This is a genomic window from Treponema putidum, from assembly GCF_024401155.1.
GTDB classification, from domain to species: Bacteria; Spirochaetota; Spirochaetia; order Treponematales; family Treponemataceae; genus Treponema_B; species Treponema_B putidum.
The window spans coordinates 821,881-842,000 of sequence record NZ_CP038804.1; the positions used below are offsets into that span (position 1 = coordinate 821,881).

The 20,120-nt window shown below is 36.0% G+C and carries 22 protein-coding genes and 1 pseudogene; 21 read left to right on the plus strand and 2 right to left on the minus strand.

Going from position 1 to position 20,120, the window contains the following annotated elements; all coding sequences use genetic code 11:
• Nucleotides 1-80: 80 nt before the first annotated feature.
• Together E4N74_RS03860 and nrdD are read right to left on the minus strand one after the other, a co-directional pair.
• Complete coding sequence (locus E4N74_RS03860; protein ID WP_255818982.1) at nucleotides 81-824, minus strand: anaerobic ribonucleoside-triphosphate reductase activating protein; 744 nt, start codon at nucleotides 822-824, stop codon at nucleotides 81-83.
• A complete protein-coding gene (gene nrdD / locus E4N74_RS03865; protein WP_044979147.1) occupies nucleotides 824-1,111 on the minus strand; it encodes an anaerobic ribonucleoside-triphosphate reductase in 288 nt (95 codons plus the stop codon). Before nrdD ends, E4N74_RS03860 begins: the two co-directional genes overlap by 1 nt.
• A 285-nt stretch (nucleotides 1,112-1,396) precedes the next feature.
• On the opposite strand from nrdD, the gene E4N74_RS03870 reads away from it, so the two are divergent.
• The 21 genes and pseudogenes from E4N74_RS03870 to E4N74_RS03965 all read left to right on the plus strand — a co-directional run bounded on the left by E4N74_RS03870 (nucleotide 1,397) and on the right by E4N74_RS03965 (nucleotide 20,091).
• Nucleotides 1,397-1,699, plus strand: a complete 303-nt coding sequence (locus tag E4N74_RS03870; protein ID WP_255806237.1) for a BrnT family toxin — start codon at nucleotides 1,397-1,399, stop codon at nucleotides 1,697-1,699.
• Nucleotides 1,683-1,898, plus strand: a complete 216-nt coding sequence (locus E4N74_RS03875) for a BrnA antitoxin family protein (protein WP_044979149.1) — start codon at nucleotides 1,683-1,685, stop codon at nucleotides 1,896-1,898. Before E4N74_RS03870 ends, E4N74_RS03875 begins: the two co-directional genes overlap by 17 nt.
• A gap of 104 nt (nucleotides 1,899-2,002) precedes the next feature.
• On the plus strand, nucleotides 2,003-2,155 hold the full coding sequence (locus E4N74_RS03880; protein WP_255806238.1) for a hypothetical protein: 153 nt from the start codon (nucleotides 2,003-2,005) through the stop codon (nucleotides 2,153-2,155).
• Nucleotides 2,156-2,327: 172 nt separating this feature from the next.
• Nucleotides 2,328-3,338, plus strand: a complete 1,011-nt coding sequence (locus E4N74_RS03885) for an SPFH domain-containing protein (protein WP_044979150.1) — start codon at nucleotides 2,328-2,330, stop codon at nucleotides 3,336-3,338.
• Nucleotides 3,338-3,544, plus strand: coding sequence for a type II toxin-antitoxin system antitoxin (locus tag E4N74_RS03890; protein ID WP_044979151.1), 207 nt, complete (start codon nucleotides 3,338-3,340; stop codon nucleotides 3,542-3,544). The genes E4N74_RS03885 and E4N74_RS03890 overlap by 1 nt, the downstream gene beginning before the upstream one ends.
• A 307-nt stretch (nucleotides 3,545-3,851) precedes the next feature.
• Complete coding sequence (locus tag E4N74_RS03895) at nucleotides 3,852-4,604, plus strand: ABC transporter ATP-binding protein (RefSeq protein WP_044979152.1); 753 nt, start codon at nucleotides 3,852-3,854, stop codon at nucleotides 4,602-4,604.
• A 16-nt stretch (nucleotides 4,605-4,620) separates the two neighbouring features.
• The gene (locus E4N74_RS03900) at nucleotides 4,621-6,141 is read left to right on the plus strand and encodes an ABC transporter permease (protein ID WP_255818984.1); all 1,521 of its coding nucleotides are present in this window, start codon (nucleotides 4,621-4,623) and stop codon (nucleotides 6,139-6,141) included.
• Nucleotides 6,142-6,156: 15 nt separating this feature from the next.
• On the plus strand, nucleotides 6,157-7,491 hold the full coding sequence (locus tag E4N74_RS03905) for an ABC transporter permease (RefSeq protein WP_255818985.1): 1,335 nt from the start codon (nucleotides 6,157-6,159) through the stop codon (nucleotides 7,489-7,491).
• A gap of 333 nt (nucleotides 7,492-7,824) precedes the next feature.
• Nucleotides 7,825-8,592, plus strand: coding sequence for an outer membrane lipoprotein-sorting protein (locus tag E4N74_RS03910; protein ID WP_044979155.1), 768 nt, complete (start codon nucleotides 7,825-7,827; stop codon nucleotides 8,590-8,592).
• Nucleotide 8,593: 1 nt separating this feature from the next.
• On the plus strand, nucleotides 8,594-10,105 hold the full coding sequence (locus E4N74_RS03915) for a hypothetical protein (RefSeq protein ID WP_255818986.1): 1,512 nt from the start codon (nucleotides 8,594-8,596) through the stop codon (nucleotides 10,103-10,105).
• Nucleotides 10,106-10,536: 431 nt separating this feature from the next.
• Nucleotides 10,537-10,809: a helix-turn-helix domain-containing protein gene (locus E4N74_RS03920; protein ID WP_255818987.1), complete on the plus strand. Its 273-nt coding sequence runs from the start codon at nucleotides 10,537-10,539 to the stop codon at nucleotides 10,807-10,809.
• A 326-nt stretch (nucleotides 10,810-11,135) separates the two neighbouring features.
• Nucleotides 11,136-12,393, plus strand: a pseudogene (locus E4N74_RS03925) (integron integrase).
• Between the two features lie 207 nt (nucleotides 12,394-12,600).
• Nucleotides 12,601-13,302: a hypothetical protein gene (locus tag E4N74_RS03930; protein ID WP_255818988.1), complete on the plus strand. Its 702-nt coding sequence runs from the start codon at nucleotides 12,601-12,603 to the stop codon at nucleotides 13,300-13,302.
• Nucleotides 13,303-13,429: 127 nt separating this feature from the next.
• Nucleotides 13,430-14,062: a DUF5343 domain-containing protein gene (locus tag E4N74_RS03935; protein WP_049992340.1), complete on the plus strand. Its 633-nt coding sequence runs from the start codon at nucleotides 13,430-13,432 to the stop codon at nucleotides 14,060-14,062.
• Between the two features lie 3 nt (nucleotides 14,063-14,065).
• Nucleotides 14,066-14,635 (plus strand): Swt1 family HEPN domain-containing protein, encoded by a 570-nt coding sequence (locus E4N74_RS03940; protein WP_255818989.1) that lies wholly within the window; start codon nucleotides 14,066-14,068, stop codon nucleotides 14,633-14,635.
• A gap of 136 nt (nucleotides 14,636-14,771) precedes the next feature.
• A complete protein-coding gene (locus E4N74_RS03945; protein ID WP_255818991.1) occupies nucleotides 14,772-15,746 on the plus strand; it encodes a hypothetical protein in 975 nt (324 codons plus the stop codon).
• Between the two features lie 148 nt (nucleotides 15,747-15,894).
• Entirely contained in the window at nucleotides 15,895-16,149 is a 255-nt protein-coding gene (locus E4N74_RS03950; protein ID WP_044978220.1) for a hypothetical protein, read from the plus strand.
• Between the two features lie 592 nt (nucleotides 16,150-16,741).
• Nucleotides 16,742-18,349 (plus strand): hypothetical protein, encoded by a 1,608-nt coding sequence (locus tag E4N74_RS03955; protein ID WP_255818992.1) that lies wholly within the window; start codon nucleotides 16,742-16,744, stop codon nucleotides 18,347-18,349.
• Nucleotides 18,349-18,636 carry a YkgJ family cysteine cluster protein gene (locus E4N74_RS12895; protein ID WP_420832866.1) on the plus strand — a complete coding sequence of 96 codons (288 nt, stop codon included), beginning with the start codon at nucleotides 18,349-18,351 and terminating at the stop codon, nucleotides 18,634-18,636. The genes E4N74_RS03955 and E4N74_RS12895 overlap by 1 nt, the downstream gene beginning before the upstream one ends.
• Complete coding sequence (locus tag E4N74_RS03960; RefSeq protein WP_255818993.1) at nucleotides 18,611-19,021, plus strand: tellurite resistance TerB family protein; 411 nt, start codon at nucleotides 18,611-18,613, stop codon at nucleotides 19,019-19,021. The genes E4N74_RS12895 and E4N74_RS03960 overlap by 26 nt, the downstream gene beginning before the upstream one ends.
• A complete protein-coding gene (locus tag E4N74_RS03965; RefSeq protein ID WP_255818994.1) occupies nucleotides 19,021-20,091 on the plus strand; it encodes a hypothetical protein in 1,071 nt (356 codons plus the stop codon). Before E4N74_RS03960 ends, E4N74_RS03965 begins: the two co-directional genes overlap by 1 nt.
• Nucleotides 20,092-20,120: the final 29 nt, after the last annotated feature.

The following is a 20,120-nucleotide window of genomic DNA, read 5'->3' on the forward strand; positions in this document are numbered from 1 at the left end:
ATAAAATATAATATTATGTCAAGTATAAATATAAATTTTTTTTTAAATTTTTATAAAAATAATCTAGTTGCGAATTATTATCAGCGTAATTCCGTATTGGGGATAAAGCTTTTTGCAATGGCCGTAAGGCTTTGTGCAGTAGACAGCGGATAGGGCTCGACTGAATTCCACTGAGGGTCTAAACAGGCTCCCGGTACAAATTGGGCTAGCCTCCATCTTGCATTTTTAGGAAGGAGAGATGCTATTTTTTTTATTTCATCTTCGGATACGATGGGGGGGGCTAGAACCGTTCTATATTCCACTTCGATTTTTTCGGTATTTGATTTTAGAATATCGATGGTTTTTAAGAGGGCGGTTTTTGCTCTTTCTGCAGCTAACTCGGTTTTTGAGGCTAAAAGTTCTCCATACCTTTCAGGCGAAGTTTTTACATCGAGGGCTATCATATCGGGTTTAAGATTGGAAGAGTTTAAAATCTCTTCTATGCGTTCCGGAAAAAGGCCGTTTGTATCGATTTTGACTGCAAGGTTTAAGGATTTGGCTCTTTCGATTAGCTCGAACAAGGCTGGGGACATAAAAGGTTCGCCCCCTGAAATAACAAGCCCTGAAATAAGGTCTTTTCTTCTTTCTAAAAAGGCATAGATATCGATAAGCTCATAATATTCATTGGAGCTTTCCTGATTTGCAGTAAAGGAAGAAGGCGAGGCTAGGGCGAGCTCTGCATTGTGGCAGTAAGGGCATCGCATATTGCAGCCGGGCAAAAAAACCGCCGCTGCGACGCGGCGGGGAAAATTAACTAAAGTGGTTTTTTGTAAACCTGCAAGCATTAGGCTATTTGTTCTTTTTTTTCTGAAAGTTTTTCCGAATTTGAAAAATTTAAGGAACCGCTGATGGACGGGCAATCACAGCCGGACAGAGTTTTTTCAATCCTTTCGTTTTCGGAAGAGAACATAAGCCTGTGGTTATATTCTTCCCGTTTTCCTTTGTTCCAGTTACGGACAGATCGGTAGTAGCCTACAATTCTGGCATAAACCTCAGTTCCCGTACCATGAACATTTTCAAGTTCTTTTTTTACCTCTTCAATTTCTGCATTGACTTTTTCAATGTCTCTCATTTTTTCCTCCCAGTTTTCGGAATAAACCGTTATTTAGCGTTCTATTCCTTATATCGGCTATTCTAACACTATATGTAGTGTTTGTCAAGCAAAAAGTTAAAAAAATTAGAGAATTTTTACAATTCTTTTGCCTTGATGTATATAAAAATGTATGGTATATTAAACATGATAGTTAATTTATAGATGTAACTGCGAAATCAAGAGAAATTTATAAAGTGCATAATATATTAGCTCAAATTCGTTTTTTTATTGACAAAATATAAAAATTATAATTATAATATAGTTATGGAAATCAGCTTTGAATGGGATTTTGAAAAAGCAGAAATAAATTTTAAAAAGCATAAAGTTTCTTTTGAAGAAGCTCAAAGTGTTTTTTACGATCCCAATGCAGTTTTAATATTAGATCCAGACCATTCGAGTGAAGAGGATAGATTTATTATTTTAGGAGTAAGTAATAAATCAAAAATACTGGTTGTATGTCATTGCTACCGAGTGAATGATGAGGTTATAAGAATAATTTCTGCAAGAAAAGCAACGACTAATGAAAAGAAACAATATGGAGGAAACAAAAATGCGAGAAGAATATGATTTTTCAACTGCAACAAAAAATCCATATATTGGAAAACTATCAAAACAACAGATAACAATTAAACTTGATGATACTGTAATTGAATATTTTAAGAATATGTCCGAAGAGACAGGAATGCCATATCAAAATATTATCAATTACTATTTACTTGATTGTGTGAAAAACAAGAAGCATTTGCAGCTTTCTTCTGCAAAATAAAGGAAAGTCTTACAAAATCTCTTTTTGACTTAAAAATTTCGGCAAATTCCCTTTTTTCTCTTGATGTATATAAAAATGTTATATTAAACGAGGAGGGATAAATTATGAAAGCAATTAATGTAACACAAGCTCATACCGATCTTTTTAAAATACTTGCCTTTGTTAATGATAATTCTCAACCTCTTACACTTACAAATAGCAAGGGTAAAAACGCAGCTTTGGGTGTCTGCCTATCCGAAAATGAAGTTAAATGGTAGTTAATTTGTAGATGGCAGCCTAATGTACAGATAGAATAAATATTCAATTGTCCTTTCAGTTTAAATTTACATTAATGTTTAAAAATAAATTTTTTTAAAATTTCCTCTTGACAAATTTTCTTCTTTTTGATATCATAGTGATATCAAAAAGAAATTTATATGGGAGAATTTTATGAATGAAGTAGAATTAAAAGCAAAAAACGGGTTTGTGATGCTATGCCTTTTTATGCTTATCGAACTTACTGCCTTTCCGGCCTTGGCCTGCTGTATCTATTTTATGGATTCGAATGTAATTCCGGCTTATATAGGTTTTCCCTGCATTGCGGCTCTTGTTTTAACGATTATAGCGGTTGCTATCTGTTTTTTCGGTATTAAAATCTTAAAACCGCAGGAAGCCCTCGTTCTAACCCTTTTCGGCAAGTACACAGGAACCCTAAAAAAGAGCGGTATGTATTTTGTCAATCCTTTTTCTATTGCAGTTAATCCTGCTGCAGAGACTGTTTTGCGCCAAAGCGGAGATGTAAACAAAAAGGTATATGCTCAAAATACAGGTCTTGATTTTGTATTGAACAAAAAGATTTCTCTAAAGCAGATGACTTTAAACAATAACCGGCAAAAGATAAACGACAGACTTGGAAATCCCGTAGAAATAGGTATTGCCGTACTCTGGAGGGTTGTAGATACTGCAAAGGCCGTTTTTGCAGTGGACAACTACAAAGAATTTTTATCTTTGCAATGCGATGTTGCTTTAAGAAATATAGTTAAAATCTATCCTTACGATATTGCAGAAAATGTCGATACAACGGGGGACGGTACTCCCGATGAGGGCTCGCTCAGAGGTTCTTCCGAAATTGTTGCAAATAGAATCAAAGGTGAAATTCAGTCTAAGGTTAATGGAGCGGGTATAGAGATTATTGAAGCCCGCATTACCTATCTTGCCTATGCCCAAGAAATAGCTGCCACAATGCTTCAAAGGCAGCAGGCTTCTGCAATTATCGATGCCCGAAAGATGATAGTTGACGGGGCCGTAGGTATGGTCGAGATGGCCTTGGATAAGTTAAACGAAAGCGGAAAGGTTATTCTCGATGAAGAGCGGAAGGCTGCCATGGTGTCTAACCTCCTTGTAGTCCTTTGCGGAAATAAGGATGCTCAGCCCATAGTAAATTCAGGTTCCTTATATTGATGGAAAAGGATGTGAAAAAACAGATACCCTTACGGGTATCTGCAAAACTATATCAGGATCTTGCTTCTTGGGCTGAAGACGATTTTCGTTCTATAAACGGACAGATAGAATATCTTTTAAGCCTCTGTGTTAAACAGCGCAAAAAAACGGGTAAGTATGTAAGCGATGAGATAGATGAGGAACCGGATCTGGGAGAGATTGTATAAAATTTTCTCAATCCTTATTGACAAAAGTTAGAATTTATGTATGCTATCTAGCTAGATAACTCGTTATACCGGTTGCAATCTTTGCGGTTAAATTAAATAAATGACTATTTACCGTTTAAAATATGACTTTTGTCACTGGTAAAACTGGTAAAAAATATGTAGGCTTACAAAAATGTAAGACAAAAGATTAAAATGTAAGCTACCGTAAATGCTTGTTTTAATTTTTTAGTATATTATGAACATCGAAAAACTTCAGCTTTTCAATGTTTTCCTTAGATTTATGTACAACTTTTTTTGGAGGTTTTGTATGAATATTGTACAAGTTAAAAACTTAAAAAAGACCTATCCCTTGGGAAAGGTTTTCGTTGAAGCCGTAAAAGGCATCGATTTTGCCATTGAACAAGGCGAATTCGTTTCGATTTCAGGGCCATCGGGTTCGGGCAAGTCAACCATTCTTAATATGATAGGTTTAATAGATACGCCATCGGGCGGGGAGCTCATCATAAACAATGAGAGTATTTATAAGGAATCGGATTTTGCATCTCTTTTAAAAAAGCAAAATAAGAAGGTTAAGGTGCCCAACAAACTGGATAAAAAAATGACCGTACTTCGGCATGAGTATTTGGGCTTTATTTTTCAGTCCTTTAACCTTGTACCCGTTTTAAATGTTTATGAAAACATAGAATTTCCTCTTTTGTTCGGTAAAGCAAAAGAGAGTAAAGCAAAGCAAACCGAATGGATTAACTATTTAATCGACAAAGTAGGCTTGAGCGAATGGAGAAACCATAAGTCGAACGAGCTTTCAGGCGGTCAAAGGCAGAGGGTTGCCATTGCAAGGGCTTTGGCTACTAAACCTCAAATAGTTCTAGCCGATGAACCTACTGCTAACCTTGATTCAAAAACAGGTATTCAAATTTTAGAGCTTATGAAAGAGGTAAACAGGGAGCTTAAAACAACCTTTATCTTTTCGACACATGATGCAAAGATCGTAGATATGACAAATCACCGCATTAAGATTTTGGACGGTCAAATTCTCGAAGATGTAAAGGCTTCAGCTTAAACTTAGGAAAATTATTATGAATAAGACAATTTTAAAAATGGCGGTAAAAAATCTTTTTGCAAATAAAGCAAAGATGATTATTACCTTGTCACTTATAGGAATAGGAACGTTTTTAGTCATACTAGGATTCGGTATCTTAAATTTTTCATTGCAGCAAACAGAAGAAGTGTGCATAAGCGATTTTTCGGGAGACGTTTTAATTACGGGCAAGTCTGAAAAAGACACTGTAAGGGTACAGCTTTTGGGAATCTTTCAGACGGTAAGTGTCAGCATGGATGTACCTAAGATGCCTTATCTAACCCCTTTTGAAAAAGTTAAGTCTAAGGTTGAAAGCCTTCCTGAGGTAAAGGGGCTTACATATTCGGTTTTTGAAAGCGGTATGCTTAGGGCTCTTGATTTACCCGATTCATGGGAGGTAGAGGATGAAAATAGATATTCTATCCCTTATGCGCAGATTCTCGGTATTGAGCCTGAAAGTTATAAAAATCTTTTTGATACGATTAATATTTATGAAGGTGAATACCCTAAAACCTCAACAGAGAAGTTTGCTTTAATTCCCCGTGATTTAAAAGAAAAGTTTGAAAAGTATTATGGCAGGCCATTAAAGTTGGGAGATGAAATATTGGTATCGGCCTTTGCAGGGAAGGCAAGGCAGCAAAAAGTTATCGTAACTGGTTTTTTCGATTATGCTCACCCCGATACGGCAATAGACGGTATAGCCTATTTTGATGTAGATACTACCCGTATACTTGCCGATATGACAATGGGGGCAAAGACTGTAGCTGCCATTCCCGATTCAGTTGATTTAACTCTTTCCGACAAATCGGAAGATGAACTTTTTTCAGATGATTCGGGCTCGGATATTATAGATACTGTGCAGAGCACTAATGCAAAGATTGATTATGAAAATCTTTTAGGAAGTACGGAGCTGCGCGATCGGCTTAACTTAGCCGACAATGAAGCTTGGCATCATATCGTAATAAAGCTTAAAGATTCTTCAAAAACTCAAAGCGTAATAAGAACCTTAAATGATTGGTTTAAGGAAGAAGGAATAAATGCTCAAGCTATGAGTTGGGAAAGCGGAATGGCAACCTATTATGGAGCAATAGAAGGAACAAGAATTCTTTTTATTACAATGCTGGCTATTCTTTCCGTAGTAGTTTTAATCGTCATAATGAATACATTGGTTGTCGCCGTTATGCAAAGAAGCTCCGAGATAGGAACGATGAGGGCCATAGGAGCTAAAAAAGGTTTTGTAAGAAAGATATTTTTTGCGGAATCTTTTTTTATGTCTTGCGTAGGTGTTCTTATCGGTTTGGTATTTGCTCTTATCGCTGCAGCCGTTGTAAATGCTTTTGACATCAGGGTTGGAGATATTCTGTCTGCTATGTTCGGCGGAAAACAGATTAGGGTAAGTATTTCGATGGGTTCCGCTATTTGGACAATGGCTGCAATGCTTTTAGCAGGTCTTGCAGCAAACTGGTATCCGGTAAGGCTTGCTTTAAAGATAAGTCCTCTTGAAGCAATTAACCGTTAAATAAGGAAATGGATTATGAATATATTAAAAATAGCATTTAGAAATTTAAACAGACAAAAAAGGCGAAGTATTCTTTTGGTTTTTGCGATAGCCTTTGCTTTCTTTGTCGTTATCTTTATGGACGGAATGACTTCCGGTGCCGTAAACAGTATGGCCGGAGAAATTTCAAAAATCGTAGGAGGCCATGTCTATGTAATAGGATCAAAAAAGGCTCCAGATAAGTCGGCGGATGATCCTGCTCAAATTTATATGGACAAAAACGATGTTGAGTTTATAGAAAAGACCGTAAAAGAATTAGGAATAGAAACTACATACATCATAAAAAGAAGTCGTGCATCAGGTAAGCTGATATTTGAAGGAAAAGAAGTTACCTCTCAAATTGACGGCTGCAAATTCGATGAAGAAAAAATTTTACATGACAGTATTCTTTTTAAGGAAGGAAGCTGGGAAGCTATGAAAAAAGAAAATGCAATTCTTCTTTCAGAATCGGTAGCCAAAACCTTAAATGTAGACTTGCACGATATAATTTTGCTTGAAACTAAGACCTCTCAAGGCCAGCTTACGGTTATTGAACTTCAAGTAGAAGGTATTGCAGTAAACCGCTCTTCATTCGCCGGAATCACAAATTATATCAATTTTGATTATTTGCAAAAAATTGCAGAGATGGAAAAAGACAGTATAGAAGTATATTCGCTTTTTTTAAAAAATCCCGATATGCAGGAAATTTATGCACAACAGCTTGAAAGAAAAATCGCAGAAACGCATCCCGTTACAAGCAGGGACCTTGCTCGAACTATAAGCCCTTCACAGCCTGCAAGCAATGTATTTAAGCAGCTTGAAGAAGGAAAGTGGCAGGGAACCAAATTCGGCATAGCTACTTTTTACGATTTTGCTCCGCAGGTTATTACCTTTATGAATACCTTAAACGGTATAAGTTTCGGTATTTTGATTGTGCTTTTGGTTATTACGATGATAGGTATTTCAAATACCTTTAAAATTATTGTATATGAGCGAAGAGGCGAGATCGGGACTATGCGCTCTTGCGGTGTTATGAGAAAGCATATAAGGCGTCTTTTTCTTGCAGAAGCTTCATTTTTATCCTTATTCGGAGCCGTGTGCGGTTTTGTCCTTGCTATTCTTGTAATGCAGATTATCTCGTTTATTCCGATTGCCGTAGATTCACCTTTTTCGGTCTTTACCAAAAACGGATACTTTACATGGAACTTATCATCTCTTTTAGTTTTGTTAAAGTTTGTGATAATGTTGGGTTTAACCCTTCTTACCGTAAGAGGTTCAGCGTCGAGAGCCGCTAATATGGTCCCTGCCGAAGCGTTAAGGTCGGGGAAATAAGTTTTTATAGGAGATTCGATAAACAGTTCGGCAGAAATTCAGCCTCACTGTTTATCTGGCGAGTTTTGTGCTTTGCACAAAATATCGCTTATTGTATGCGGTTTGTAAACAAACTGCGTGAAAAAACTTTTTTCGCAAATTGATATTTGCTGCAAAAAGTTTTTATGGGAGATTCGATAAACAGTTCGGCATAAATAGTGCCTCACTGTTTATCTGCCGAGTTTGCCTCATCGGCAAACGTCGCATTATTGTATGCAGTTTGTAAACAAACTGCGTGAAAAAACTTTTTTCGCAAATTGATATTTGCTGCAAAAAGTTTTTATGGGAGAATGTATGAAATATTTTATTAACAAAAAATTATTGATTATACTCATTGCTTTTTTTGTAAGCATTGCGGTATTTGCCGAGGTTCCTTCAATGGAGGAAATGTATAAGATTATGGATAAAGTTTTTGAAAGAGGAAATTTTAAAAAAGATTTTGCCTGTACCATCACTCTGATGGTAGAAAAACCTAATCAGCCTAGAGAGGCTGTTCAGTTTAAACTTTTTAGGCGTGATACTAAGGACCAAACCGTTCTTATTCAGTTGGCACCTGAGGCTGATAAGGGAAACGGTTATTTACAGGAAAAAGAAAACCTTTGGTTCTATGATCCTATTGCCCATCAGTTTACTCATTCTTCGCTTAAAAGAAATTTGGCAAACAGTGATACAAAGATATCCGATGTAAATAAAAAGTCCGAATTTATGCAAGCTTGGGAAATTCTTAAAATTGAAGAAGGAAAAGTTGGTAAGTATGAGGTTTATATAGTAACTGCTAAGGCCCTCGAAAAGGATGCTGCTTATGCGCAAGAAAAATTCTTTGTACAAAAAGATAAACCCCGTCTTTTAAAAACAGAAAGTTACGGTGCAAGCGGAAAGCACATGAGAACTACTTATACACCCAAACATATAGAGTTTGAAGGTATGCTGCTTCCCGTCCAGCAAATATATATAAATGAGCTTATCAAGGGAGAAAAAACAACGCAGATATTTCAAGACTTCAGCACTGCAAACATTGATGATGTTGTTTTTACAAAGGCTTATTTGGAGAAGATAAACTAATATGAAAAAGATTGTAATTTTTATTTTTGTTCTGTTTTTTCCCTTTTTTGTGTTTACACAAGAAAACTCTTCCGATTTGGAAGATGATCTTTTCGGCGGAGATGAAGATACCCTTATATCTGCCGAAGAAGCTGGTTCTGACAGTAAGAGTAATTTAAAGTTTAAGGCTGATCTTGAAAAGGCAAACCTTAGCCTTGAGTCAAAAAAATTGAGAATAGGCGGAAGTTTAAGTTCTTCAATGGGAATAAATTATTCTTGGGCCGACCCATATTCAAAGAAGAATGATTACCTTAAATCTTTTAAAGACGGAAAGGGAATCTTTAACACAACCTTAAACGGAAGCCTTTTTTTTGATGCCCGTCCCAATGAAGACTTAAAACTTTACGGAAAATTTCTTTTCGGCTTTCCCTTTGAAAAAAATATTTCAGGAAACGGCATTGCTGTTTTGCCTCCTATATCAATACCTCTACCCTCGCCACCCTTTCCGCCCAATACTATATATAAACCGTTCCCTAATGGTTTAAGCTTGTCTGCTTTTGTTCAAAGTTCAGGTGTGCCTAATATTAAAATCCAAGAGCTTTACACTGATTTTTCCGCTAAGAACATTGCCTTTTTCCGTTTTGGAAAACATGCGGTAAAATGGGGAACCGGTTATTTTTATAGTCCTGCCGATGTTATAAATATTTCAAGAATCGATCCTCAAGATCCTACGGCTGATAGGGAAGGAGGGATTTCTTTAAGAACCCATATAATAATTCCCAAAACCCAGCACAATATCTGGCTCTATCTATTGCCTCCGGGGCAGGGTGACGGCAAAGACGGCTATGATCCCAAATACACGGCAGGAGCCGCAAAGGGCGAGTTTGTTGTCGGCAACTGGGAGTTGGGATTTGGAGGCTGGTACAAATACGAAAAAGCACCCCGTCTTATTACTACCGTTTCAGGCAGCATTGCAGGAAAGGTTGCAGTTTTCGGCGAGGGTGTTTTTGCTTGGGGAAGCGACTATACCTATTATAAGGCCGATATGAGCCCTTATCCTGAAAAAAATAAGCCCTTTTTTCAGGCAACCCTCGGTGCTTCGTATTCAAATGCCGACACCAATACCGGTATCGCTTTACAATATTTTTATAACGGCTTCGGGTACTCCAATACGGATACCGCTCAAGATATTCTTTCAAAGGCTGCTGTGCACATAAAAAATAAGAATTACACTCATCCTTCAGTCCTTGCCTCAGGTGATATTTTTGCTATGGGAAATATAGGCCAACACTATATAGCTCTTAATATAAGCCAAAATAAACTAGGTACCGATAAACTGAGCCTAAACCTTTTTCAGCAATTTGCTATATCGGAACTTGAAGGTTTTTCAAAGCTCACACTCAACTGGAAAATATATAAATTTGCCAGTATGAGCACCGGCCCTTCTTTTAGCTATCCATTAAGTTCCAGCTCAAAGACGAAGGGTGAGGTGAGGTATAGTCTTTCATTCCACCTAGGCGGCGGCACCTTCTAAGCCGTAAATAGAGGGGCATCTACTGCGTTGCTTAGCAAAAAACAGTCCTCGACGTGCACAAAGCACGCCTGCGGGTGTTTTTTGCACGCGCCTTGTATCTGCACCCTCTATTTACGGCTTGGTTTTACTGGTTAATTTTTATTCGCTTCGCGTCCTCGTCTCGCCTCTTGCCGGATTGGGCATTTGATATGTTTATGTTATGGACATTATCATCAATATAAAAAAGTTTTTGAAAGTTTTATAAAAAAATGATTGACTTTGTAACAATATACTGTTACAATTTAATTATGGGTAAAAAAGAATACGTTTTATACACAGGGGAAAAGTTCACTGTAGAATGGTATTTCACAATAGAAGGTAAAAGTTCGGAAAAGATAAAGCTGAAAAGTGCAGAATGGATTATGAAATGCGTGTAAAAGGAGAAATCTACTATGACAACATTTGACAGATTAATGCAAGACTCAAAATTCAAAGCTGAGTTTGAAAAAGGCTACACTGAATTTTTAATTTCAGAGTTTATGATTGAAAAAATGGAAGAAGAAAATATTTCGGTTAGAGAATTAGCAAAAGAAGTGAACGTTTCTCCTACCACTATCCAGAATTTACGTAGTGGCAATGCAGAGACAGTAAAATTCAAGACACTTTCAAGTATTATGCAAAGATTGGGATATGTATTGCAGCCTGTGAAGATGCCAATATTATAAAAGCAATAAAAGAAAGTGCTTTATATGGGAAGTAAGCGAAAACTTCTAATCTCCAAAAAATCTTAAATACTTGCATATTCCATAAAAATGTGCGATAATTGACTTATACATTAAGAAAACTGCCGCTTATAGTATGTTTCGGCTATGTAAGATTGGCTTTTTCTTACAATGTTTTTATGCTTTAAGTCAGTTAATCTATTGAAGGTTAGTGCTTGAGCATAATTTTTTACTTAGGTTTATTGAGATGGAAACATTAATCATCATAATAGACCATGGGTAAGCTATGCCATAAAAAATGTGTATTCTGCTTTTTTAAGGAGGTTTTTATGTTTATTGAAATTAAGCCTTATGAAAAAGAGCGTTTATCGGTGCGTTTTAAAGCTGAGGGAGATGATTTTTCCAAAATTCTGAAATCAATAAAAAAAGTACCTAACAGGGCTTGGATACCGGCCGGATGTTTCTGGATTATACCTGCCGACCGTAATTCTTGCGATATGTTATTAAACAACCTTTATAATGAAAGACTTTTCAGGGCTGATTCCTGCTTTGACTTTAAAAATTATGAATTTAATGATAGCGATCCTTTGAATACCGAAATTATTGGAGAAAGGAATAATCATACTGCAACCGATGTTCAGTGTATTTTAAATAAGTTGGAAGAAGTTATCACTGCCAAACACTACAGTAAGCGTACAATGGAGGCCTACAGCTATTGGATAAGCCGCTTTATCCGAGAACATGAGGATAAAAATCTTAAAACTCTTTCCGATACGGAAATAAATGCCTTTGTGAGCCGTCTTGCAGTGAAGGAAAAGGCTGCCGCTTCAAGCCAAAATCAGGCTCTTGCGGCTCTTTTGTTTCTATATAAAAACATATTAGGCTTACCTATAAAGACTCCTGAAAATATAGTCCGTGCTAAAAAGCCTAAAAAGCTGCCTGCCGTAATGACCCGTGAGGAAACTGCAAAGATATTCTCTCTTTTGCCTGAAAACGATTACGGGCTTCTTATCCGTTTGCTTTACGGAACCGGAATGCGGCTTATGGAAGCTCTCCGTCTGCGTGTGCAGGATATAGATTTTTCTGCAAATGAAATTACGGTACACTGCGGAAAAGGTGCGAAAGACCGTTCTGCCTGTTTCGCTTAAATTTCCGCTTCAAAAACATTTGGAAAATGTCCGGCGTATTCATGAGGCAGACTGCAAGGACGGTTTCGGTTCGGCGCCGCTTCCGTTTGCTCTTGCAAAAAAATATCCCAATGCCGGCAAAACTTGGGCATGGCAGTGGGTGTTTCCCCAAGCACGCCGATGGCGGAATAAAGAAACCGGCGAGCAGGGGTGGCATCATATCGATCCTTCGGTTATTCAGCGTACCATGCATGAAGCGGTTTTAAGGTCAGGTATCCCTAAACCAATCGGCTGTCACACTTTCCGCCACTCATTTGCAACGCACCTGCTTGAAGCCGGCTACGATATCCGCACCATCCAAGAGCTTCTCGGCCACAGCGATGTTAAAACTACTATGGTTTACACCCATGTCCTAAACCGCGGCGGACTAGGTATTCAAAGCCCTATCGACAGGATGTGATCTTTCTTTTCTCCGTTTAGTGAGGATAGGCCTAATCTGCCGACCATCTATTTATCTGATTTGTATTTATGGTAGAAAGATGTTTTTTTTTGTTTTGCAGCAGTTTAGATTGCAAATTATTGGTTTTTATGCTATAGTGAGGAAGGGTCGAAGGAATGTTAGATGGACGTGCTATCGCACGCATTATCAATTCAGGAGTTATGAAGTATGAAGCCAAAAGCTGAAATAAAGAAAAAATTAGATATTGATTTATGGATCATTTTTATATCAACAATGCTTGTTATTATTTTATATAACAGTTTTTCATCAGTAATTAGTACCATACTAAAAGATAAATCAATTTATATTCTTCTACGGTTATTACTAGCGGCATCTTTACAATTTGGAGTAGCGGGATTGGGAATAACTATAATAAGCTTATTAAGAAAAGAAAAATTTTCAATACATGGGCTTAATCGGCTCAATATACTAAAATCAATAGTCCTATGCGCATTATGTTTTATACCGAATATAATTTATACCTATTACAATGATGGGAACATACTCTATTTTCCATTCCGACGGGTATTGACTACAAATGAAATTATTGCAAGCGGATTTCCTGTAAATGTTATAGGAATTTTAATAACGTCGTTAATGTGGGGCTTTTTTGAAGGGTTTAACTATGTTGTCATTAGTGATAAAATAAATGAGCGTTATCCAAGCAAAAATGTATGGGTGAACTGGGGTGCTATTTCATGCGGCGTATTATGTATACTGGTGCATGGTGTAATAGGTGTTACAGTAAATGATATTTTAGAAATGTTGTCAATTTTTATTATTATTTATGGGATGTTAATGGTTAAAACAATAACAAAGAATGCATGGGGATGTGTATTTATTTTTATTATATTTTGGAATGCTTATTAAATAATTTATTTCATCTAACACCCGCTTCAACGCTGACATTGCGGACGAGCCGCAAATGCAGGTTAAGCGGTAGTTATATGTTCCTTACGGATGAAATGATAAGTAGATATTATTATGGAGGGAATTTATGAGTTTACCTGATAGTTATACCCAAAAGCCAAGTGCAATTTCTGAATATTTTGAATCATTCAAAGCCGCACAAGCTCCAGAAAGGGTATCTTATAAGTTTTTGGAGAATCTAGGTTTTACTTCAACAAACGACAGAATGATTATTGGTGTATTAAAAGAGCTTGGTTTCATTGATACAGATGGGAAACCAACACAGCGGTATTATAAGTTTCTCGATAAAAATGAATCGAGTAAAATTATTGCAGAAGGTATTCGAGATGCATATTCTGATTTATTTGCTGTAAACCTTAGAGCTAATGAACTTTCCATTGAAGACGTGAAAAATAAATTACGTTCTTTATATGCAGGTAAAAAAACTGATCAAGTAATAGGTCGTATAGCGACAACTTTTAATTCTTTGTGTGAACTTGGTGATTTTTCTATTGAAACAGTGCCAAAACAGGAGTGTAAGGTAGATAATACAACTGAAACCTCTAATATTCGAACGGAAAGACCTTTACCAAATACTCAAGAAAAAAAAGAAATAGCACTTGGATCCTTGCAATATCATATAAATATCATTCTTCCGGCTACAAAAGATCAAGCAGTATATGATGCTATTTTTAAAAGCTTAAAAGAACATTTAGGTTAAAATATGGATAAGCTTTATTCATTTGTGTATAAAGGAATATTAGCAGAAGAAAGTCTTAAGAAAGCAAATCCAAAGACTGTAGTTGATATTGAAGAGTTTGATGAATTTAAAATTAAAAAATCTTTATCTTTTGATATGCTTGACCAAGAATTCCTTCAACAATCAATCAAAACGAGTATTATTTATCAAGCTATCCATACTTTTGAGAATATGATTCGGAAAATGGTTGTAAAAGCTATGGATGAAAAATATCATTTGGATTGGTGGAAGCATGTTAGTGAAAGTATTCAAAAAAAAGTCTCTGCACGAAAAGAAGAAGAAAGGAAAATAAAATGGCACGCATCGAGAGGTTCATCTGAAATATTTTATTGTGATTTTGGTGACTTGTCAGCAATAATTTGTTCTAATTGGGAATTATTTGAAGAATTATTAAGAAATCAAGAATGGGTAAAACAATTACTTTTAGCATTAGAAAAATCTCGTAATGTCATTATGCATGGTGGAAATTTAGCTCAAGAAGATATTGAAAGGATTGGTGTAAATATTAGAGATTGGTTGAGACAAACAGGTTGAGTAAGACATATAACACCCGCTTCAACCTGACATTGCGGACGAGCCGCAAATGCAGGTTAAGCGAATGTTAGAATGACGCCTTTGGCGCGGGGAACGAGATTCTCAATAAGTATTTGTTTACGATGGGAAAAAAGAGATGAAAAGGGGATTATTTCAGGAGATTATTCCCGAAGAGTTTATAAATTCTTCTACACGAAATTGGAATATTTCATTATTAAAGAGTCTTGATATATGGGGTGAGTTTGCATATTCAGATGGTAAACTTTCAAATTATAAAAGAACTATCAAGAGACATATTGTTAACTATATTTATCCGAATGATGACTTTGACAGGTATCCCATTTATTTCATTTCGATAAGACCAAAAACTAGGTTTAATAAATTTGTAAAGTTTCTGAGTGCTGATAGAAAATACTTTACCCTGACCTTTTTTGAAGGATTAATACCACATTTTAAAAAGTTTAATGTAGAAGATATTGCAAATTTCCTAGATATTGATTGTAAAAATGGCGTGACCTTACAGGTAGAATCAAAATATGTTGTTTGTTCAAATGGAGCTGAGAAAAAAGTTATATCGATTTATGATTTACTTCATGAATTTGGTTATCATTTTAAACTTAAGAATAAAATACTGTATGTGGGGTATTCTGAAAATCCGGAAAATCGACCTTTTGAAGGTTTCCATGGAGGTTTGACACAAATACTTTATGGGGTATTCAATAGAAATATGAACGACATTTTCATTAATTATCAACAATTTCATGTAAATTCATTTATAAGTTCACAAAAAGGCATATATTTTCAGGCAAGCAATACGATGCTAAATGAAGTTGATGTTAAAACGGAAACCAAGATAATTGAATCAACACTGATTAAGTACTATCTAGAAAAAAAACGAAAAAATTTTAATAAAGAAATCGGTTATTTAAAAAATAGAATTGAAGGAGAACTTGCTGATTTAAATATACATGAAATTACTATGGTCTTAAATTACTATCAAAGCAATTCAATGTTTCGTTATAAAGACCCTCGAATGAAAAACAAAGATATACCAGAATTCAGTATAAAAAATGTGGATGGAAAAATTCTTCTAACACCCGCTTCAACCTGACATTGCGGACAAGCCGCAAATGCAGGTTAAGCGGCAGTTAGGTTGACCTGCCGACGGCAGGCGAGTAGGGAACCAATCGAAACAGACTTTCGACCGAAAAATAAAATAATTGCAATGAAAAAGGACATTGCGAAAGGATGGTCGAAAGATGAAACAAAAGAGATTAGTTTCAGTGATTGGTGCATTAGTTTTAATAACTAGTGCAGTAGCGTTAATTAGCGGTTGTCAACAGGCGAACGGTAATCAGAATAATACTATCAGTGATTGGAAGCCTGTTTCAAACAAGAGTGATTTAGTGGGAACATGGAAGGCAGACTTTTCAATGTCAGGAGTTGTAGGCTCAAAAATGCTTTTTGTTGCTTCTGATTTTTCGGGTTATTTACAACACGAGGAGGATTATTGAAGCGCAGATGCATCATATGCAGCTTCTGTAGCTGGTGCTGTATCAGAGCTGGAAGATATAGGATTTGATGTTGAACATGATTCCGCGAACAAGACAATCAGTGCAAGACTGAATTTTACACCTGAAGTTTTGGAAGGAATGCTTTCATTTATAAAACTAAATTCATCAAAAACGAAGATGAAATTTACTGCTGGTGAAAATTCAGTAGAATATACAAAGCAATAAGAATCGATTAACCGATACTGATGAATCGCCCCCTAAAATTGTATAAATAGTTCAATTTTAGGGAGTATCAAAAGACAAAAAATAAGATTAATGATAAAATAGTTGCCTTGTATGATGAGGTTATCTAAGAAATAATTGCTAAGAAAATAGTGATGAAGTAAAGAAACATAAAACATAGGATTTATTGTATGAATTTTGAGGGTTGGTATTTTATTATTCTGTATGTACTATACTAAAAATCTAACACGCAGTTCAAGACTGACAAAACCCGCTCTGAAGAGCAGCCGGCTAGACGCCGGTACGTTTTGCAGCTTAACTGCATGTTATGCTCACACGCTTCGCGTGGTTATTCAGGAGGGAAAAGTTTATGACTAAAAACAATACTGCTTTTTGCACATTTATAAGTAAAGTCGATTTAGGCGATGAACCAATAGAGGATTCTTATGAAAGTATTTTTAATCAGTACGAAAGAGTTGTCGTACAAGCATTAGCAACCTCTTTTGGCTTAGATTTTCTAATACAAGATAGGCATGGCGGTGATGTTGATACAATCAATACTGTTCGTAAAATTGGTAAAGATTCCAGTATGACATATAAAAATCAGGATAATGCCTCTGATTATATCAACAGAGGAAAATACGATGGAGCTGATTACCATAAAGATTCAAGATTTTCACAAGTAAAACATGAAAAAAGACAGAAATATTTTGAAAACGGAAATGAAGATTTTACCGACGACTACACAGGTAAAAAAAATCTTGGATTCTTAGGGAAGAGTAAAAATGCTCCGACAGACAAAAATGCAAATCTTGATCATATTATTTCGGCAAAATCGATTCATGATGATCCCGGTAGAGTTCTTGCCGGAATTGATGGAAAAGACCTTGCAAATTCAAAAGATAATTTTGCGTGGACAAATGAAAAACTGAATAAATCAATGAGTGCGGATGAAATACCTGATTATATTGCTGCTCATCCGGAACTTGATGAAGTAACCAAGAAAAATATGCTTGACAGCTACAACAAAGCGAAAAAATTATATGATGCAAAAATAAACAGAGTTTATTATACAAGCAGAAAATTCTGGAAAGATACGGGTACCGCTGCTGCCAAACTCGGGCTGTCAATGGGAGTAAGACAGGCTCTTGGGTTAATTTTTACAGAAATTTGGTTTACGGTAAAAGATGCGATTATTGAATGCAGAAAAGACGGAAAAGCTCTTTTTAAAGCTATCGCAAATGCTGTGAAAAAAGGCTTACAAAACGCAAAGAAAAAATTTCGCGAGATATGGGATAAATTTATTGAAGGGGCTGTTTCAGGCATCCTTTCTTCTCTTGTAACGACACTTGCAAATATATTTTTTACAACGGCAAAAAATATAATAAAGATTATCCGAGAATCCTTTGCGTCTCTTTCACAAGCTGCTAAAATTATTTTTATAAATCCTGATTGCTATCCTTTAGGAGATAGGTTTGTTGCAGCTGCAAAAATTTTAGCAACCGGAGCAAGCGTTGTGGCAGGAGCGATGGTAAGTGAGATTCTAAGAAAAACATCTCTTGTTGGGATTCCAATTGTTTCAGATATAGTTCCTACATTTTGCAATGTATTGGTTACCGGCATTATGAGTTGCTCTTTTTTATATTTGCTGGATCATAATGAATTTATAAAAAAAGCTATTAAAAAACTAAATAGTCTGCCTGACATCAATAATTTTAATGCAGCTCTGAAACGGCAAGGAGAACTACTTGACCGCTATTTATCTGAGTTGATGAAAATTGATTTTGATTTGCTTGAAAAACAAGGAGAATGTTTCTCTATTGCCTCAAAACAGTTAGCTGTTTGCAAAACTTCTGAAGAAACGAATGCTTGCCTGCATTCAATTTATAAAAAGTTGAATCTGAATTTGCCATGGAACGGCTATGCAGATTTTGATTCTTTTATGAATGACAGTAAGTCAGTTCTATCATTTTCCTAATGTTTGAATGTGATAAATGCGGACTATGCTGTTCGCATATAGGTGGTCATGAGTTATATAAAGATTTGGATAGGGGCGATGGGGTTTGTAAATTCTTAAAAGATAATCTTTGTTCAATATATGAGCACAGACCTTTATTATGCCGTATTGATGAAAGCTGGAAGATCATATTTTCTTCTGAAATAAGTTTAGAAAGTTTTTATAAATTGAATTACCAAGGGTGCCAAGCACTCAAGAATAAATATAAACAGGAGGAACACAATGTTCTTAAATCTTTTGAACGATGAAGAAAAAGTAATTTTTCTAAAACTTGCTATCTCGGTTATTCAAGCGGATGGAAAACTGGAAGAGAGTGAAAAATCGTTTATTGCTGAATATTCTCGTGAAATGGGAATTGAACGCTACACTTTGGGTGAAAAAGTAGACCCAATGCCGTTAGCGGAGAAAATTGGAAAGAATTCAACTGATTCTGTTAAACGCATTTTCTTGGTTGAATTACTTGCGTGTGCAAATGCCGATGGAGATTTTGCAGAATATGAAAAATCTTTAATACGCTCTTTTGTAAAAATATTTGGACTTTCAGAGAGTTCTTTACAAGATAGTCTTGATCTGCTCAATGAATACACAAAAATTTCTGCGAAACTTATGAATTTTATTCAGGAGGGAAAATAATGCCTTTACCGTTAATTATCGGAATTGGAGCTGCTATTGCAGGGGTTGCGGGTGTTGGGGCAGGAATCCGCGGTGGAATCAAAATGAAAGAGGCGAGTAATACCGTAAAATCGGCACAACGAAGAAACGAAGAGAATGTTGCCCGTCTTGAAGATTCTAATAAAAGAACTATGCAAACGATGGATAACTTAGGAAAGTATGAAATGGAAATTATTTCTTCTTTTGAAAGATTCTCTACTGCGTTTGAAAAAATTAAAAATCTCCCAAGTTTCAATGAAATAAAAAAAGACAATGTAACGCTGTCAGTTTTTACACCTCAGGAAGTAAAAGATGCTGCTGTTGGTGCAAGTGTTCTGCTTGCAGGACTCGGAGGTGCTGCTCTTGGTACTGCAGGTGGCTTTGCGGCTGCGGGAGGGACGACAGCAGCTGTTATGGCATTAGGAACCGCTTCAACGGGGACTGCAATATCCGCACTTAGTGGGGCGGCAGCGACAAACGCAACGCTTGCTGCTTTGGGCGGTGGTTCATTAGCTGCTGGCGGCGGTGGAATTGCATTAGGAACGGCTGTTTTAGGCGGGGCAACTTTAGGTGTAGGACTGCTAATCGGTGGAATAATATTTAGTGTTGCAGGTTCGAGTGTTTCAGATAAAGCGGATAAAGCTTGGGATAAAATGATGGAGAATGAAAAAAAGATAAATTCCATTTGTGATTATCTTGACAAGCTAGAAAACATTGCAAAGTCTTTTCATTCTGCTTTATCTAAAGTAAATGATGTTTATATGAATCATCTTGTAAAACTGGAAGCTATTATTGAAGAACAGAAAAAGAGAAAATTCTTTTTAACGCGATTGTTTTCAAAAAAGGTCAATTACAATAAGTTTTCGGATGAGCAGAAGCAAATTACAAAAAATACTATTCTTCTTGTTGGTTTATTATATGAAATGTGCAAAGTTCAACTTGTAGAAAAAACAGAAAATAGTAGTGAGCTTAATAAAATCAATGAAGAAACTGTAATTAATCAGATTGAACAATCAGAAGAAGCTTTGTTAAAAATTGATTCAGTGGCATAAAGTATTTACAAATAAGACAAAGCCTGATT

Excerpts from the sequence above, each read along its gene's own strand:
- E4N74_RS03905 (WP_255818985.1), top strand. The coding sequence starts at position 6,157 with ATGAATATATTAAAAATAGCATTTAGAAATTTAAACAGACAAAAAAGG.
- E4N74_RS03910 (WP_044979155.1), top strand. The coding sequence starts at position 7,825 with ATGAAATATTTTATTAACAAAAAATTATTGATTATACTCATTGCTTTT.
- E4N74_RS03960 (WP_255818993.1), top strand. The coding sequence starts at position 18,611 with ATGTTCTTAAATCTTTTGAACGATGAAGAAAAAGTAATTTTTCTAAAA.
- E4N74_RS03950 (WP_044978220.1), top strand. The coding sequence starts at position 15,895 with ATGAAACAAAAGAGATTAGTTTCAGTGATTGGTGCATTAGTTTTAATA.
- E4N74_RS03920 (WP_255818987.1), top strand. The coding sequence starts at position 10,537 with ATGACAACATTTGACAGATTAATGCAAGACTCAAAATTCAAAGCTGAG.
- E4N74_RS03885 (WP_044979150.1), top strand. The coding sequence starts at position 2,328 with ATGAATGAAGTAGAATTAAAAGCAAAAAACGGGTTTGTGATGCTATGC.
- E4N74_RS03955 (WP_255818992.1), top strand. The coding sequence starts at position 16,742 with ATGACTAAAAACAATACTGCTTTTTGCACATTTATAAGTAAAGTCGAT.
- E4N74_RS03915 (WP_255818986.1), top strand. The coding sequence starts at position 8,594 with ATGAAAAAGATTGTAATTTTTATTTTTGTTCTGTTTTTTCCCTTTTTT.
- E4N74_RS03890 (WP_044979151.1), top strand. The coding sequence starts at position 3,338 with ATGGAAAAGGATGTGAAAAAACAGATACCCTTACGGGTATCTGCAAAA.
- E4N74_RS03900 (WP_255818984.1), top strand. The coding sequence starts at position 4,621 with ATGAATAAGACAATTTTAAAAATGGCGGTAAAAAATCTTTTTGCAAAT.
- E4N74_RS12895 (WP_420832866.1), top strand. The coding sequence starts at position 18,349 with ATGTTTGAATGTGATAAATGCGGACTATGCTGTTCGCATATAGGTGGT.
- E4N74_RS03870 (WP_255806237.1), top strand. The coding sequence starts at position 1,397 with ATGGAAATCAGCTTTGAATGGGATTTTGAAAAAGCAGAAATAAATTTT.
- E4N74_RS03880 (WP_255806238.1), top strand. The coding sequence starts at position 2,003 with ATGAAAGCAATTAATGTAACACAAGCTCATACCGATCTTTTTAAAATA.
- E4N74_RS03930 (WP_255818988.1), top strand. The coding sequence starts at position 12,601 with ATGAAGCCAAAAGCTGAAATAAAGAAAAAATTAGATATTGATTTATGG.
- E4N74_RS03875 (WP_044979149.1), top strand. The coding sequence starts at position 1,683 with ATGCGAGAAGAATATGATTTTTCAACTGCAACAAAAAATCCATATATT.
- nrdD (WP_044979147.1), bottom strand. The coding sequence starts at position 1,111 with ATGAGAGACATTGAAAAAGTCAATGCAGAAATTGAAGAGGTAAAAAAA.
- E4N74_RS03860 (WP_255818982.1), bottom strand. The coding sequence starts at position 824 with ATGCTTGCAGGTTTACAAAAAACCACTTTAGTTAATTTTCCCCGCCGC.
- E4N74_RS03945 (WP_255818991.1), top strand. The coding sequence starts at position 14,772 with ATGAAAAGGGGATTATTTCAGGAGATTATTCCCGAAGAGTTTATAAAT.
- E4N74_RS03895 (WP_044979152.1), top strand. The coding sequence starts at position 3,852 with ATGAATATTGTACAAGTTAAAAACTTAAAAAAGACCTATCCCTTGGGA.
- E4N74_RS03935 (WP_049992340.1), top strand. The coding sequence starts at position 13,430 with ATGAGTTTACCTGATAGTTATACCCAAAAGCCAAGTGCAATTTCTGAA.
- E4N74_RS03965 (WP_255818994.1), top strand. The coding sequence starts at position 19,021 with ATGCCTTTACCGTTAATTATCGGAATTGGAGCTGCTATTGCAGGGGTT.
- E4N74_RS03940 (WP_255818989.1), top strand. The coding sequence starts at position 14,066 with ATGGATAAGCTTTATTCATTTGTGTATAAAGGAATATTAGCAGAAGAA.